Source organism: Cupriavidus sp. UME77 (assembly GCF_014170355.1).
In the GTDB taxonomy this organism is placed as follows: Bacteria; Pseudomonadota; Gammaproteobacteria; order Burkholderiales; family Burkholderiaceae; genus Cupriavidus; species Cupriavidus basilensis.
On record NZ_LZZU01000055.1, the window covers coordinates 134,550 to 148,511 of the forward strand.

A 13,962-nucleotide genomic window follows, 5' to 3' on the forward strand; every position below is an offset into this window, starting at 1 on the left:
GCCGCTTTTGCAACAGCGATTTGCCGAATCGCCTCGCTTTGAGGTAATTTGCGTGTCGCCGCGCCTATCCGTGGCGGGCATGACAAAGCAAAAGATTCGTAAGCGAACGAGGGGTCGGAGATGAAGACAACATGGATGGCGTGCGGCCTGCTGGCCGCCACGCTGGGTGGGCTTGCGCCGTTGGCGCAGGCCGAGCAAGGGGTCACCAGGACCACCATCAAGATCGGGCAATCGGCTGGGGTGACCGGGCCGGTGGCGGGCTCGGTCAAGGAGCAGATCGCCGGGGCGCAGGTCTACCTGAAAACGGTCAACGCCAACGGCGGTGTAGGAGGGCGGCGCATCGAGCTGGTGACGTACGACGACGGCTTCGACGCCAGGCGCACGCCCGACAATGTGCGCAAGCTGGTCCAGGAAGACAAGGTGTTCGCGCTCTTCATGGTGCGCGGCACGCCGCAGAACGAAAGCATCCTGCCCATCGTCAACACCGAGAAGGTGCCGCTGGTGGCACCGCTGACCGGCGCCATCACCTTGCACCGCCCGGTCAACCGCTACGTGTTCAACGTGCGCGCCAAGTACCAGGACGAGGTGGCCCGCGCAATCAACCATCTTGCCACCTCGGGCATGACCCGCATCGCCATCTTCTACGCCAACGACGGCTTTGGCCAGGACGTGTTCGAAGGCTTCAGCACCGCGCTGCAGGCGCGCGGCGTGCAGCCGGCGGCCAGTGCCTCGTTTGCGCGCCCGATGGGCGATATCCAGGCCGGTGTCGCCGCCATCAACAAGGCCAATCCGCAGGCGGTGCTGGTCATCGGCTCCGGCTCCGAGGCGGCGCGCCTGATCAAGGAACTGCGCCGCGGCGGCAGCCAGGCGCAGTTCGTCACGCTGTCCAACAATGCTGCCGACTCCTTTATCAAGGAGCTCGGCGAGGATGCGCGCGGCCTGATCATCACACAGGTGGTGCCAGGCACCAATTCCAGCCAGATGAGCATTGCCAGCGAATACCGCAGCCTGGCGCGGCAGCAAGGCGTGGACCCGAGCAATGCCGGCATGGAGGGCTTCATGTCGGCCAAGGTGCTGGTGGAGGGCTTGCGCCGTGCCGGGCCGGACCTGACGCGCGAGCGGCTGGTCGGCGCGCTGGAGAGCCTGCGCGACTATGACCTCGGCGGCATCCTGATCAGCTACAGCCCGACGCGGCATACGGGTTCGTCATTTGTCGAAATGTCGATCGTGTCGTCCACCGGCAAACTGATCCGCTAGGCCCGCTGCGGTATAGTCGCCGCATGGCTACCTTACCTTTTTCCCTCGAAGGCCGCGTGGCGCTGGTCACCGGCGGCGCGCAAGGCCTGGGCCAGGCGATTGCCGCCGGGCTGGCGCAAGCCGGCGCCCACGTCATCGTCGCCGCGCGCAACGCCGAGCGCGTGCATGCCGCCGTTGCCGCGCTGGCCGCTGACGGCGGCCGCGCGGAGCCGCTGGTGCTCGACGTCACCGATGCGGCCGCGGTCGACGCCGCCTTTGCCCACATCGATGCCACGCATGGCCGCCTGGATATCCTCGTCAACAACGCCGGTGCGCGCAACCGCAGCAATATGGCGCACCTGGACGCGGCGGACCTGCGCGAGATGCTGGAGACCAACCTGGTGGCGCCTTACGCCTTGTGCCGCCACGCGGCGCAGTTGATGCGGCGCGGGCGCTACGGGCGCATCGTCAATGTCAGCTCGATTGCGGGGCAGGTGGCACGTGCCAACGATGTGCTGTATCCCGCTACCAAGGGTGGGCTCGATGCGTTGACGCGCGCCATGGCGGCGGATCTCGGACGCGACGGGGTGACTGTGAATGCGGTTGCGCCCGGGTATTTTGCTACCGAGCCCAATCAGCCGATGGTGGATGATGCTGGCGTTGCCGAGTGGTTGCGGCAGAGGACCGCGCTTGGGAGGTGGGGGCAGCCGGAGGAGATTGCGGGGGCGGTGGTTTTTCTGGCTTCGGGGGCGGCTTCATATGTTACTGGGCATGTTTTGGCGGTGGATGGGGGGTATCTGGCGCATTTTTGATTTTTGATTTTTGATTTTGGGTTTGGGCTGCGGACTGCTCAAAGTCAAAGTCAGAAGCAGTTTCACCACCCCTGCGGGGCGGCGACCTACTTTCTTGTCTTGCCCAAGAAAGTAGGCAAAGAAGGCGCGCCGGATGGGGCGACTACCCCTCGGGCTTCGACGAAAAGAGCGGCCGGGGGCCAAACTCACATCGCCTTAAGGCGATACTCAGACATGGGTCCCTCTTTTCCGCTCTTTTCGCCGAATCCCGAGGCGCCCCATACGGCCTTGGCACACCTCCACGGCTCGCTTCGCATCGCCGTGGGTGATTCCCGCCCGTCGTGCGGGAATCACGGCTACACCGGATCGCGGGTCTGGCGCCGTGCTTGTGCTGGTTCTCGTCGGTGTGCGGGACCATCTCCTCGATTACCCTGCCTTGCCCTTCTTGAAATGGGCTTGCAGCGCTTCGATCATCGCGGCGGCTGCCGTAGAGTCACCTCTTTCCCTTAGTCGCACCAGGCAGATATCCCGCACCAGCGATGGCAGCTGCATGGGCCGGATGGCCAGGCTTTCTTGCTGGAACTGGAATAGCGCCAGGGCTGGCACCACGGTCACGCCAAGTCCGGCGGCTACCAGCGCGGCTACGGTGGCGAGGTGTTCCACTTCCATGACCCCGTTGAGCTTGAGCGGATGCAGCGCGGCATCCAGGTGCTGGCGCACGCTGCTGGTGCGGGAGAGCTGGATAAAGGGCAGGCCTGCCAGCGCCTGGGGTGTCACGCGCCGCCGGCTGGCCAGGGGATGGTCTGCGGGGCAGACCAGGTGGAAGGTGTCCGTTACCAGGGGCTCGATGCGCAGGTCGCTATCCTGCGCGGGGGCGGGCGCCAGCGCAAAATCCGCGCGGCCGCGCCTGACCAGGTCGATGCAGCCGTCCGCCAGCAGGTCGAATAGTTCGATGGTGATGCCGGGGTAGCGCTGGTGGAAGGCGGCCAGGATCGGTGGCAGGTCGCCTGCCGCCAGCGAGGGCAGCGCGGCGATCGAGACGCGTCCTTTGCGGCGTTCGGCATGGTCGCGCAGCTCGGCGAAGGCGGTCTCGAAATCGGCCAGCAGCCGCGCCGCCACTTCTTCGAAGCGCCGTCCTTCCACGCTAAGCTCCACGTGGCGCGTGGTGCGCTCGAACAGCCGCGTGCCAGCTTGCTCCTCCAGCGTCTGGATCAGCGCGCTGAAGGCGGATTGCGACAAGTGGCAGGCCTGCGCCGCGCGGGTGAAGTTGCGGTGCGTGACCAGGGCCACAAAGGCGCGCAGGTGTTTGACGGAGAGGTTCATTGGCAAGCGCCAGCGGCTTCGATTTAATCTGGAAAGTCGATAGATTAATCCAAATTATCCGCTTTTTGGTTGACGGCGGCGCGTCTAGAATAGCCGCATCGGCCGGCATTCCCGCGCGCGGCCAGCCTTTGTTCACCCGGTTCTCACCAGGCTTTCATCCTATGACCGCCCCTTTGCTGATCGGCTCCGGCGCCGGCTTCTCCGGCGACCGCACCGACGCCGCCCTGCCCGTGGTGCGCACGCTGATCGCAGCGGGCGGGCCGGCCGTGCTGATGTTCGAGACGCTGGCCGAGCGCACGCTGGCGCTGGCCCAACTGGCGCGCCGCAACAATCCCGCCCACGGCTACGAGCCCCTGCTCGACGCCTTGCTCTCGCCGGTGCTGGGGCTGTGCCTGGCCAACGGCATTCCCATCGTCGGCAATTTCGGCGCGGCCAATCCCCATGCCGCGGCGCAGCGCGTGCGTGCGCTGGCGGCGGAGCTGGGCCTGGCACCGCCACGGGTGGCGGTGGTGGAGGGCGACGATCTCTCGCACGATGCGGGCCGGGCGGTGCTGCGCAAGATTGTGGGCGCGGGCTTTCCGCAGGCGCGCTTCGTTTGCGCCAACGCCTACATTGGCGCGCAGGGCATTGCCGATGCGCTGCGCGCCGGCGCGCAGGTCGTGGTGTGCGGCCGCGTGGCGGATCCCGCGCTGGCGGTGGGCCCGGCCATGGCGCATTTTGGCTGGTCGTGGCAGGACTGGGACCGGCTGGCGCGCGCCACCATGGCCGGGCATTTGCTGGAATGCGGGGCGCAGGTCACCGGCGGCTATTTCGCCGATCCCGGCATGAAGGATGTGCCGGATGTGCACGCCGTCGGCTATCCCATCGTGCGCCTGGACGAAGACGGCAATATCGAAGTGAGCAAGGCGGCGGATACGGGCGGCTGCGTGGACCTGCGCACGGTCAAGGAGCAGCTCCTCTACGAAGTGCACGACCCCGCGGCCTATCTGACGCCTGATGTCATCGCCGACATCAGCGCGGCCACCGTCGAGCAGATCGGCCCGGACCGCGTGGCGGTGCGCAATGTGCGTGGCCGCGAGCGGCCCGAGCAGCTCAAGGCCAACCTGTTCTACGAAGGCGGCTGGATCGCGGAAGGCGAGATCTCCTACGCCGGCCCGAACGCGGCGGCGCGCGCGCGCCTGGCTGCGCAGATCGTGCGCAAGCGCATGGACCTGCTCGGCCATGCGGTGCCGATCCGCTTTGACCTGATCGGCGTGCTGAGCGTCTTTGCCGACGATGGTGGCCGCCTGCTGCAACAAACACAACCCGGCGAGGCACAGGCGCAGGACGTACGCCTGCGCGCCGCGCTGGCGCATGAGGACAAGCCCGTGGCCGAAGCGCTGCTGCGTGAAGTCAATGCGCTGTACACCTGCGGCCCCGCCGGCGGGGGCGGTGTGCGTACCGCGTTGCGCGCGCGGCTGAACGCCATGTCCTGCCTGGTGCCGCGCAGCGCCGTCACCGCAAGCCACTCCCTGCTGCCATGAACGCAACCGCTACCTCTACTTCCACCACCATCGCGCTCTACCAGCTCGCGCACGCGCGCACGGGCGACAAGGGGGATCGCTCCAACATCAGCGTGATCGCCTACGACGCGCGCGACTTCGACCACCTTGTCGCGCATGTCACCGAGGACGCGGTGGCGGCGCTGTTCCGCTACCGCCAGCCAGCGGCGGTCAAGCGCTACCTGGTGGCCTCGCTGCAGGCGATGAACTTCGTCATCGACGGCGTACTCGACGGCGGCGTGAACGATGCGCTCAACCTGGATACGCACGGCAAGGCGCTGTCTTTCCTGCTACTGCAGCTGGAGATCCCTTTGCCCCCGCGGCTGGCCGGCGCCGGTTGAAGCACAACACTGAAGCGCAACACAGAAGTAAAGCGACATACCAGAACGACAAACCAGAACGACAAACCAGAACGATTCCAGATTCGAACAGGAGACCAAAGATGTCCGCATACACCAAGCCCGCTTCCCGCCTGAAGGTGGTCACCGGCATCGCCGCCGCGGCGCTCGCGCTGCTGGCCGGCCCGGCGCAGGCGGAGTTTCCGGACAAGCCGATTCGCTTCGTGGTGCCGTTCGCCGCCGGCAGCGCCACGGACCAGCTCGCCCGCGCGATCGGCCAGGCCATTACGGTGGATGCCAAGGTGACGGTGGTGGTCGACAACAAGCCCGGCGCCAACGGCTTTATCGCCGCCAGCGACGTGGCCAAGGCCAGCCCGGACGGCTATACCGTGCTGATCAGCACCAACACCACGCATGCGGCCAACGAGCATCTGTTCAAGAAGCTGCCCTACGATCCGGTCAAGGACTACGTGCCGGTGACCGCGCTGGGCCGTGGCGGCCAGATCATGGTGGTCAACCCGCAGTTGCCGGTCAACAATGTGGGGGAATTCATCGCGCTGGCCAGGAAGGAGCCGGGCAAGCTCAGCTTTGGCAGCGGCAGCTCGTCCTCGCGCATTGCCGGGGAACTGTTCCAGCAGATGGCGCATGTGCAGTTGCTGCACGTGCCCTACAAGAGCAACCCGCTGGCCATCACCGACCTGCTGGGCAACCAGATCCAGATGATGATCACCGATACCGCCACCGGCCTGCCCCAGGTCAAGAGCGGCAAGCTCAAGGCGCTGGGTGTGTCGGGCAAGGCGCGCTCGCCGCTGGCGCCCAATGTGCCGACCATCGACGAGGCCGGCGTCAAGGGCTATGAGATGAGCTACTGGTTCGCCGCCTACGCGCCGGCCAAGACGCCGCAGCCGGTGGTGGACAAGCTCAACGCCCTGATGGTGAAGGCCGCCAGGAGCGAGACGGCGGCAAACTTCTACCAGTCCACCGGCACCGACGTGTTCACCAGCACGCCCGCAGAGCTGGCCAAGTTCCAGGCGCAGGAATCCGCCAAGTGGGGCCGCATCATCAAGGCCGCCAACATCCAGCCTGAATAAGAGGCCATTTCAAAACGATTCTGGCGCCTCGCCATGCGATCCACCTGCACGGCGAGGCGGCCAGGCCAGCTTACTGGGCCAGCGTCGCCTTGTAGCCCACCGCATACGGCAGCTTGCCGGGCTTGGCGCTGCCCACCGGCTGCGACAACGCCGTGAACTCCGTCTCGTTGAGCACCGTCAGCCCGCCCAGCGCCGCGGCGGTCTTGCCGCTGCTCACCGGATCGGCGGGGGCCAGCGCCACCATGGCCGTGGCCGCTGCGCGCACGGCGCTCAGGTAGCTCGTGGTGTCGTCCAGGCGGTAGTTGTCCAGGTTGACACGCTGGCGCAGCCAGTCACCCCAGTAAAACTCCGTGAACTCCGTGGCGTCCGCCAGTTGCTGGTAGCCGATGTCGCGCGTGAAATACACCAGCGAGCGATAGCGGTCGTTGCCCAGGCCGTTGCGCAGGCCGAGCGACGGCGGCAGTTCGGCCGGCGTGGTCGGGCGGTTGGCGGTGTCCTTCAGCCACATCAGCTTGCGCTCGCGCAGCGTGCGGAAGAACGTGGCGCGGTCCTGCGTGGCCAGGTTGTCCTGCACCTTGATCCACATCTTCGCCTGCGGGCCGCCATCGGCCGCTTCCCACACGCTGGTGAAGGTGTGATGGCCATCGGTCAGGTACGGCTTGCCCGCCGGGCCGATCACCATGGTTTTCATATCCGCAGGCTTGTTGCCGACCGCCTTGGTGCAGGTGAAGGAGGCGAGGTTGTCCAGGCGCGAGGCAGCGGTCGTCGCGCTGGCCTTGTTCTGGCCGTTGGCCTCGCAGGCATCATCGAACTTCTTGGCCGGGTCGGCCGCGTAGCGGCCCAGCTTGTAGTAGATCTGGTCGAAGCCGATGGCCGGCTGGGTCGGGCGCAGGTCGGCCAGCGTGACCTGCACGATGTCGCCGGCCTTGGCTTGCAGGTAGGTGGTGGTCGGGGTTTGCGCGGCCAGCGGCGTGCAAACACTCTGGACGCGGCGCTTGGCACCGGGCACGTCGCGCAACTGGTAGGCCAGCTTGGCGGTGACCGGCAGCAGCGCCAGCGACGCGGCTTGCGGCTGCGCGGCGACGGTGTCCTGCCAGGTCCCGGAGATCAGCCCGTTGGCACCGGTGGCGATGGCGCCACTGGCCCCGATGGCCGCGTTGTAGTTCAGCGCGACGTCCGTGGCGATATTGTCGGCGGCGAGCCGGTTGCCCGCGATCGACACGATGTTGCGGCGGGTGCGGCCAGTGGCCGCGTTGCCGTCGTCCAGCTCGGGCTCGGAGCATAGCCAGTCGCCGTCGGCGGCGCTGCCGGCAACGGCCTGCGCGCTCTTGAGCACCCAGCTGCCGTTGCGCGGGCTGCCGTCGGCATTGCTGGCGGCTTCGTCGACGAACAGCGTTGCCTGGCCATCCTGGCGTGCCACGAACAGGCGGCCGATCTTGCTGCCGCCCAGCGTCACGGCGAAGGCGCCGGGGAAGCGCTGCTGGTCGGCGTCGGCGGCGAGCGTGCCGCTTTCGCCGCCGGCGCAATTGTCGGCATAGGCGGCGCCGGCGCAGGCGCGCACCGTCCCGTTCGCGGAGATCTTGACCTGTCCCACGGCGGCCGTGGTGCCTGCCTGGCGCAGATAGTTGTAGACGCCCGCGACATCGCTTAGCTGCGCGCCCTTGTTGGCCGCGCTCACGTGGCCCTGGAGCAGCGCGCCGCCGCCCGCGAGGAGGTTGGGCACCTGGCCCAGCGCACCGGACAGCACGCCGGCATCGACCACGAACTCAAAGCTGATGGCGCTCGCGGCGGTGGCCAGGGCCGCGGGCACGTCGGCACTGGCTGCCGCCAGCTTGGTGACTTTGTAGGTGTCGCCGCTAAGCGTGTAGCTGCCCACCAGCGTGCCGCCCAGGCCAAAGCGGGAATCGAGAAAGCGCAGCGTGACCTGGCCGGCGGCCGGCTGGTCGAGCGCAACGGACACGGTATCGCCGAAGCTCACCGCGCCGACATAGAGCGAGCCGCCCGCCAGCGGCGTGAGCGCGGCCGGCTGCGTCACCGCGCCGCCATTGCCGCCATTGCCTCCAGTGCCGCCGCCCGCTTGCGCAGCCTGCGTCTGGTCGCCGTCGCCGCCGCAGGCGGCCAGCGCTGCCGTTGCCAGGGTACAGGCCACTGCAGCCCATTGCTTTCGCTTGATCATCGATCCTTCACCCGTTCGTTGTTTTCGTTCGTTCTCGTGTGCTCTCGTTTGCCGCCCGCCTGTGGGGGCGGGCGGCGGCAGGGCCACAATCTATGTCGGCTTGATGACGTGCTCGTGACGAAAGGTCTTGAAGCAAAGGCAACCAGGCCGGTGCGATCGCGGGGATCGGCGCATTCCGAAGCAACCTTGCTGGCGGGAGGGCCGCGCCACCGCTGGCGCGGGAGGCGGGCTACCATGCCGCCAACTACACAAAAGGCACGCATGAACGCACCCGCATCGACGTTTCCCGGTTCCCTCGATCCCCAGGCCCTGATCCGCACCTATATCCGCGCCAAGGACGAGAACCGCCCCCATCTGATGGCGCACGCCTTCGCTGCCGATGCCACGCTGGAGATGACGGTCAAGTCCGAGGCAATCGCGTTCCCGGCACGCAGTGAAGGCCTGGCCACGATCAGCGACGTGCTGGTGCGGCGCTTTGGCCAGAGCTACGACAACGTCTACACGTTCTGCCTGGCCGACGCCCCGCCCGCGGCCGACGCGCAACGCTATGGCTGCGACTGGCTGGTAGGCATGACCGACAAGGCCAGCGGCGGCGTGCGCGTGGGCTGCGGCAGCTACGCGTGGGAGTTTTCCGAGCAAGATGGTGCCCGGCGCGTGCAGGCACTCACCATCGTGATCGAGGCCATGGACGTGTTGCCCGCCGACACCGCGCAACAGGTGCTCGACGGCTGGCTGGCCCGCCTGCCATATCCCTGGAGCACAGCCTCGCACGTTTGCGCGCAAGCGCCGGCACTGGCACAGTTGGCACCGGCGCTGGCGTATCTGCGCTCCCGCGCGGCGCAAAACAGCCGTTGATCAGGCAGCGTGCCTGGCTTGCTCTCCCAAAGGATCGACCGATGACGCTGCCCCGTCTTGCTGCCCGCCTGACTTCGCTGTCGATGGTCTGCACCCTCGCCCTTGCCGGCCTGCCCGCGCTGGCGCAGGTCCAGCCGCCAGCGGCCCCGCCGGCCCAGCAGAAGACCCAGGTGCCCGGCTACTACCGCATGATGTTGGGCCAGTTCGAGGTCACCGCGCTCTACGACGGCTATGTCGACCTGGACACCAAGGTGCTCAAGTTCACCAGCCCGGGCGAGGTACAGGGCCTGCTCGCGCGCATGTTCGTGGCCTCCACGCCCGGCATGCAGACCGCTGTCAACGCTTACCTGATCAACACTGGCACCAACCTGATCCTGGTCGACACCGGCACGGCGGCTTGCTTCGGCCCCACGCTGGGCCGCGTTGTCGAGAACCTGCGCGCGGCGGGCTACAACCCCGCCCAGGTCGATACGGTGCTGCTGACCCATATGCACGGCGATCACGCGTGCGGCCTGATGGCCGGCGGCAAGGCCGTCTTCGCCAACGCCAACGTGTATGTCGACAAGGCCGAGGCGGGCTACTGGCTGGACGAAGCTACCGCCGCGCGCGCACCACAGGACGCGCAGTCCTCGTTCGCGATGGCGCGCGCCGCCGTCGCCCCTTACCAGGCCGCCGGCCGGCTGCGCACCTTCGGCGCGGGCGACAAGCTGGTGGCGGGCGTGAGCGCGGTGCCGGCGCGCGGGCACACCCCGGGCCACAGTGGCTACCTGTTCAAGTCAGGCAATCAAAGCCTGCTGGTGTGGGGCGATATCGTGCACAGCCACGCGGTGCAGTTCCGCCGCCCGGAGGTGGCGCTGGAGTTCGACGTGGACAGCACGCAGGCGGTGCGCACGCGCAAGAAGATTTTTGCCGATGCCGCGCGCGGCAAGCTGTGGGTGGCGGGCGCCCACCTGCCGTTCCCTGGGATCGGCCATGTGCGCGCGGAGAGCAAGGGCTACGCCTGGGTGCCGGTGGAATACGGGCCGGTGCGCACGGACCGGTAATGTCGATGCAAGCCTATGTGCCGGAGTTGCCTCTTAGCGCTTGAACCCCAGCACCAGCACGCCGGCGCCGACCAGCGCGATGCCGGCCCACTCGCGCAGGTTGGGGCGTTCGCCGAGAAAGATCACGGCGAACACCGCCACCAGCAGCAGGCTCAGCTTATCCACCGGCGCCACCTTCGAGGCATCGCCAATCTTCAGCGCCCGGAAGTAACACACCCATGAGGCGCCCGTGGCAAGCCCGGAGAGCACGAGGAAGATCCAGGTCCGCGGCGATAGCGCGAGCGGGTTGCTCCACTTGCCCGTGAGCACCACGAAAAAGCTCAGCACCACGATGATCACCGCCGTGCGCACCAGCGTGGCAAGGTCCGAGTTGACGCCTTCCAGCCCGATCTTGGCGAAGATCGCCGTCAGCGCGGCAAAGACGGCCGACAGCAACGCCCAATGAAACCAACCGGTGGAAGAGGCCATGTGTTGTTGTGCACGATGAAGGTTTGAGCGGCAGGCCAGCCCGCGGGGCCCGGCTCAGGTGCGCCGGCGCTCCATGGCCACCAGCGAGGGCACAAAGCCGAGCTGCCCGAAGAAGGCCGCCTCGGACGAGCGCCCGGCGCGCAGCACCCACGTGATGTCGGGATCGTTGCCGACGATGTGGCGCACCAGCGCGCGGCCGATGCCGCGGCGGCGATGGCTCGGCGTCACCGCGACCATCGACAGGTAGCCGTTGGAGATGTCGTCGCACAGCGCCCGCGCGAAACCCACGATCTCTCCGTTATCGACCGCCACCACCACCCGTTGCGAGTTGGCGATCAGCCGGGCGAAGCGTTCCGTGTTGGCAACGCGGTGCGCCCACCCGTTTGCCGCAAGGAGTTGTCTGGCCGCCTCGATTTCTTCTGGCAGCAGATTGCGGATTTCCATCGGGGCTCCCCATGCAAGCAGATACGGCAACTCGGCGCTGCCCTTCTAATGGGGGGCGTCACGAGGCGAGTGCGGCGCGGGGCCGCAAAAAGACTGCAGGCAGTGTAGCGAGCGCGCGAAGGCCCGTCAATTTGCGGCAGGCCATGTTGCTTCCGCTCTGTAGCGGGGTATCATGTTTCCCATGAATGCCTCGATCTTCTCTTCCGCCCATCCGGCCGATCAGCTGGCCGAGTTTTCCGACGCCGACGCGGCGCTGGCTCGCATCCGTGAGATCTACGATGCCTCGGTCGGCGCGATCCGCGCGCGCTTCGACGCCTTCGCCCAGGGCCAGCCGCTGCCGTCCGCGGCACATGCCTGCTATCCCTACCTGGGCATCTCGGTCAATCTCGAAACCATGGTCACCGACAGCCGGCCATCCTGGGGCACGGTTGCCTACCCCGGGGTCTACGGCACCACGGTCACCCGCCCCGAACTGCTGGCCGATTACTACCGCGACCAGATCGAGCGCCTGATACGCTACCACCGCGTGCCCGTGGTGGTCGGCGTCAGCCGCCGCCCGATCCCGTTGCCGTTCGTCATCGAAGCCTCCACCACGGACATCAGCTACACGCAGGCGCGCGAGCTCGAAGCCTCGTTCGTGCTGCCCGAGCTGAGCCGCATCGACGACGCCATCGCCAACGGCACCTATGAGCCGGTGCCGGGCGAAGCCTGGCCGCTCTCGATGTTTCCCGGCGAGCGCGTGGACCTGGCGCTGCAGCGGCTCTATCACTACACCGGCACCGCGCCCCAGCATTTCCAGCGCTTTGTGCTGTTTACCAACTATCAGCGCTACGTCGACGAATTCATTGCGCTCGGCCGCTCGCTGATGGCCGCCGACGACACGCAAGGTGCGGATGGCTACACGCGCTTCGTGGAACCCGGCGATGTGGTGCAAGAGCGCGGCGAGGCCGAGCCCGACGACGCGCTGCGTCCGCGCGCGCTGCCGCAGATGCCCGCCTATCACCTGGTGCGCGAGGACAAGCTTGGCGTCACGCTGGTCAATATCGGCGTGGGCCCGTCCAACGCCAAGACCATGACCGACCACCTTGCCGTGCTGCGTCCGCATTGCTGGCTGATGGTCGGCCACTGCGGCGGCCTGCGCCGCTCGCAGCAACTCGGCGACTACGTACTGGCGCACGCTTATGTACGCGACGACCACGTGCTCGATCACGACCTGCCGCCCTGGGTGCCGGTGCCGCCTATCGCGGAGATCCAGGTCGCGCTGCAAGAGGCCGTGGTGCGCGTGACGGGTTTGTCCGGCAACGAGATGAAGACCCGCATGCGCACCGGCACCGTTGTCTCCACCGACGACCGCAACTGGGAGCTCAAGTCCAAGGCGTTGTACGCCCGCTTCAACCAGTCTCGCGCGATTGCCATCGACATGGAAAGCGCCACGGTCGCGGCCAACGGTTTCCGCCTGCGGGTGCCGTATGGCACCTTGCTATGCGTGTCCGACAAGCCGCTGCATGGCGAACTCAAGCTGCGCGGCATGGCCAATGCGTTTTATCGGCAGCGGGTGAGCCAGCACATGTCGATCGGGCTGGAGGCGATTCGCATCTTGCGCGAGGGCGGTGCCGAGCAACTGCACTCGCGAAAGCTGCGCAGTTTTGACGAGCCGGCGTTCCGGTAGGCTGGCTCCTGCCGGCGTTCCCGTGCGAGCGGGGACGCCGGTGTCTTGCATCCCTCATTCACCACGCGGTCGGGCCGCCACGCGCCTTGGCCAGCTTCCCCTCGAAATGCGCCACCAGGAAGTCAAGGAACGCCCTGACCTTGGCTGACATATTGTGCCGTTCCGGAAACACCGCATAGATGTCGGCGGGCGGCAACGCATAATCCTCCAGCAGCAATACCAGCCGGCCGCTGCGCAGGTATTTCGCGAGATCCCATTCCGCCCGCTGCAGGATGCCTTGCCCGTCGAGTCCCCACGTCAGCGTGACTTCGCCGTCATTGCTGCTCAGCGGCCCGCGCACCTTGACCGCTTCCGTTTTCTTCCCCTTGGTGAACCGCCAGATGCCGTAGGCCGAGTCGTTCTGCCGCAGCACGATGCATTGATGCTGCGCCAGGTCATGCGGCGTGGACGGCGTTCCGTGCGCCTTCAGGTAGGACGGGGCCGCGCACACCAGCCGGCGGTTATCGGCAATCTTGCGGGCGATCAGGCGGGCATCCGGCATCTCGCCAAAGCGGATCCCCACATCGAAGCCCTCGTCGCCCAGGTTGATGGGGCGGTCGGTCAGGTGGAGTTGCACTTCCACTTGCGCATGCCGTTTGGCGAAGGCGGAGATGGCCGGCGCGATGTACGTGCGGCCAAAGCCCAGCGGCGCATTCACGCGCAGCAAGCCGCGCGGCGCGACCCGGCCGCGGGCAAGCAACTGGTCAAGGTCCTCGATGTCGGCGAGGATGCGCTGGGCATGCTCCAGGTACACCTCGCCTTCCGCAGTCACGCCGATGCGCCGGGTGGTGCGGTTGAGCAGGCGCACGCCGAGCCGCGCTTCCAGCTGCGCCAGGCGCTTGCTGACCGCCGCCGGCGTGACGTCCAGCTCCCGGGCCGCGGCCGACAGGCTGCCGGCCTTGACCAGTGCCGAGAAAAACGCCAGTTCGGAGGGCTGTCCCATTTTTA

At 67.2% G+C, this 13,962-nt stretch carries 13 protein-coding genes; 8 read left to right on the forward strand and 5 right to left on the reverse strand.

The genetic code is table 11. The features are described 5' to 3' along the window. The first annotated feature begins 120 nt into the window (after positions 1 to 120). Positions 121 to 1,257: an ABC transporter substrate-binding protein gene (locus A9975_RS22620; protein ID WP_150986445.1), complete on the forward strand. Its 1,137-nt coding sequence runs from the start codon at positions 121 to 123 to the stop codon at positions 1,255 to 1,257. Positions 1,258 to 1,280: 23 nt separating this feature from the next. Then, entirely contained in the window at positions 1,281 to 2,048 is a 768-nt protein-coding gene (locus tag A9975_RS22625) for an SDR family oxidoreductase (RefSeq protein ID WP_183034760.1), read from the forward strand. Between the two features lie 405 nt (positions 2,049 to 2,453). Here A9975_RS22625 and A9975_RS22630 read toward each other — a convergent pair whose 3' ends face one another. Continuing rightward, entirely contained in the window at positions 2,454 to 3,350 is an 897-nt protein-coding gene (locus tag A9975_RS22630; RefSeq protein WP_183034761.1) for a LysR family transcriptional regulator, read from the reverse strand. A gap of 161 nt (positions 3,351 to 3,511) precedes the next feature. On the opposite strand from A9975_RS22630, the gene A9975_RS22635 reads away from it, so the two are divergent. From A9975_RS22635 to A9975_RS22645, 3 genes are all read left to right on the forward strand, one after another. Next, entirely contained in the window at positions 3,512 to 4,873 is a 1,362-nt protein-coding gene (locus tag A9975_RS22635; RefSeq protein ID WP_183034762.1) for an acyclic terpene utilization AtuA family protein, read from the forward strand. Then, positions 4,870 to 5,232 (forward strand): hypothetical protein, encoded by a 363-nt coding sequence (locus A9975_RS22640; RefSeq protein ID WP_183034763.1) that lies wholly within the window; start codon positions 4,870 to 4,872, stop codon positions 5,230 to 5,232. Before A9975_RS22635 ends, A9975_RS22640 begins: the two co-directional genes overlap by 4 nt. 101 nt (positions 5,233 to 5,333) lie before the next feature. After that, positions 5,334 to 6,320, forward strand: a complete 987-nt coding sequence (locus A9975_RS22645; protein WP_183034764.1) for a tripartite tricarboxylate transporter substrate binding protein — start codon at positions 5,334 to 5,336, stop codon at positions 6,318 to 6,320. Positions 6,321 to 6,390: 70 nt separating this feature from the next. Here A9975_RS22645 and A9975_RS22650 read toward each other — a convergent pair whose 3' ends face one another. Further along, positions 6,391 to 8,496 (reverse strand): ParB/Srx family N-terminal domain-containing protein, encoded by a 2,106-nt coding sequence (locus A9975_RS22650; RefSeq protein WP_255503377.1) that lies wholly within the window; start codon positions 8,494 to 8,496, stop codon positions 6,391 to 6,393. Positions 8,497 to 8,757: 261 nt separating this feature from the next. Between A9975_RS22650 and A9975_RS22655 the strand changes: the two genes are divergently transcribed. Together A9975_RS22655 and A9975_RS22660 are read left to right on the forward strand one after the other, a co-directional pair. Next, on the forward strand, positions 8,758 to 9,351 hold the full coding sequence (locus A9975_RS22655) for a hypothetical protein (protein ID WP_183034765.1): 594 nt from the start codon (positions 8,758 to 8,760) through the stop codon (positions 9,349 to 9,351). A gap of 41 nt (positions 9,352 to 9,392) precedes the next feature. Further along, the gene (locus A9975_RS22660) at positions 9,393 to 10,394 is read left to right on the forward strand and encodes an MBL fold metallo-hydrolase (RefSeq protein WP_183034766.1); all 1,002 of its coding nucleotides are present in this window, start codon (positions 9,393 to 9,395) and stop codon (positions 10,392 to 10,394) included. A gap of 33 nt (positions 10,395 to 10,427) precedes the next feature. Here the strand turns inward: A9975_RS22660 and A9975_RS22665 are convergent, their stop codons facing one another. Beyond that, the gene (locus A9975_RS22665) at positions 10,428 to 10,862 is read right to left on the reverse strand and encodes an EamA family transporter (RefSeq protein WP_150986453.1); all 435 of its coding nucleotides are present in this window, start codon (positions 10,860 to 10,862) and stop codon (positions 10,428 to 10,430) included. A gap of 54 nt (positions 10,863 to 10,916) precedes the next feature. Then, positions 10,917 to 11,306 carry a GNAT family N-acetyltransferase gene (locus A9975_RS22670; protein WP_174426156.1) on the reverse strand — a complete coding sequence of 130 codons (390 nt, stop codon included), beginning with the start codon at positions 11,304 to 11,306 and terminating at the stop codon, positions 10,917 to 10,919. A 172-nt stretch (positions 11,307 to 11,478) separates the two neighbouring features. On the opposite strand from A9975_RS22670, the gene A9975_RS22675 reads away from it, so the two are divergent. Beyond that, positions 11,479 to 12,975, forward strand: a complete 1,497-nt coding sequence (locus A9975_RS22675; protein ID WP_150986455.1) for an AMP nucleosidase — start codon at positions 11,479 to 11,481, stop codon at positions 12,973 to 12,975. A gap of 58 nt (positions 12,976 to 13,033) precedes the next feature. Here A9975_RS22675 and A9975_RS22680 read toward each other — a convergent pair whose 3' ends face one another. Then, positions 13,034 to 13,957, reverse strand: a complete 924-nt coding sequence (locus tag A9975_RS22680) for a LysR substrate-binding domain-containing protein (protein WP_183034767.1) — start codon at positions 13,955 to 13,957, stop codon at positions 13,034 to 13,036. Between the last annotated feature and the right edge of the window lie 5 nt (positions 13,958 to 13,962).

Excerpts from the sequence above, each read along its gene's own strand:
- A9975_RS22620 (WP_150986445.1), top strand. The coding sequence starts at position 121 with ATGAAGACAACATGGATGGCGTGCGGCCTGCTGGCCGCCACGCTGGGT.
- A9975_RS22625 (WP_183034760.1), top strand. The coding sequence starts at position 1,281 with ATGGCTACCTTACCTTTTTCCCTCGAAGGCCGCGTGGCGCTGGTCACC.
- A9975_RS22630 (WP_183034761.1), bottom strand. The coding sequence starts at position 3,350 with ATGAACCTCTCCGTCAAACACCTGCGCGCCTTTGTGGCCCTGGTCACG.
- A9975_RS22635 (WP_183034762.1), top strand. The coding sequence starts at position 3,512 with ATGACCGCCCCTTTGCTGATCGGCTCCGGCGCCGGCTTCTCCGGCGAC.
- A9975_RS22640 (WP_183034763.1), top strand. The coding sequence starts at position 4,870 with ATGAACGCAACCGCTACCTCTACTTCCACCACCATCGCGCTCTACCAG.
- A9975_RS22645 (WP_183034764.1), top strand. The coding sequence starts at position 5,334 with ATGTCCGCATACACCAAGCCCGCTTCCCGCCTGAAGGTGGTCACCGGC.
- A9975_RS22650 (WP_255503377.1), bottom strand. The coding sequence starts at position 8,496 with ATGATCAAGCGAAAGCAATGGGCTGCAGTGGCCTGTACCCTGGCAACG.
- A9975_RS22655 (WP_183034765.1), top strand. The coding sequence starts at position 8,758 with ATGAACGCACCCGCATCGACGTTTCCCGGTTCCCTCGATCCCCAGGCC.
- A9975_RS22660 (WP_183034766.1), top strand. The coding sequence starts at position 9,393 with ATGACGCTGCCCCGTCTTGCTGCCCGCCTGACTTCGCTGTCGATGGTC.
- A9975_RS22665 (WP_150986453.1), bottom strand. The coding sequence starts at position 10,862 with ATGGCCTCTTCCACCGGTTGGTTTCATTGGGCGTTGCTGTCGGCCGTC.
- A9975_RS22670 (WP_174426156.1), bottom strand. The coding sequence starts at position 11,306 with ATGGAAATCCGCAATCTGCTGCCAGAAGAAATCGAGGCGGCCAGACAA.
- A9975_RS22675 (WP_150986455.1), top strand. The coding sequence starts at position 11,479 with ATGTTTCCCATGAATGCCTCGATCTTCTCTTCCGCCCATCCGGCCGAT.
- A9975_RS22680 (WP_183034767.1), bottom strand. The coding sequence starts at position 13,957 with ATGGGACAGCCCTCCGAACTGGCGTTTTTCTCGGCACTGGTCAAGGCC.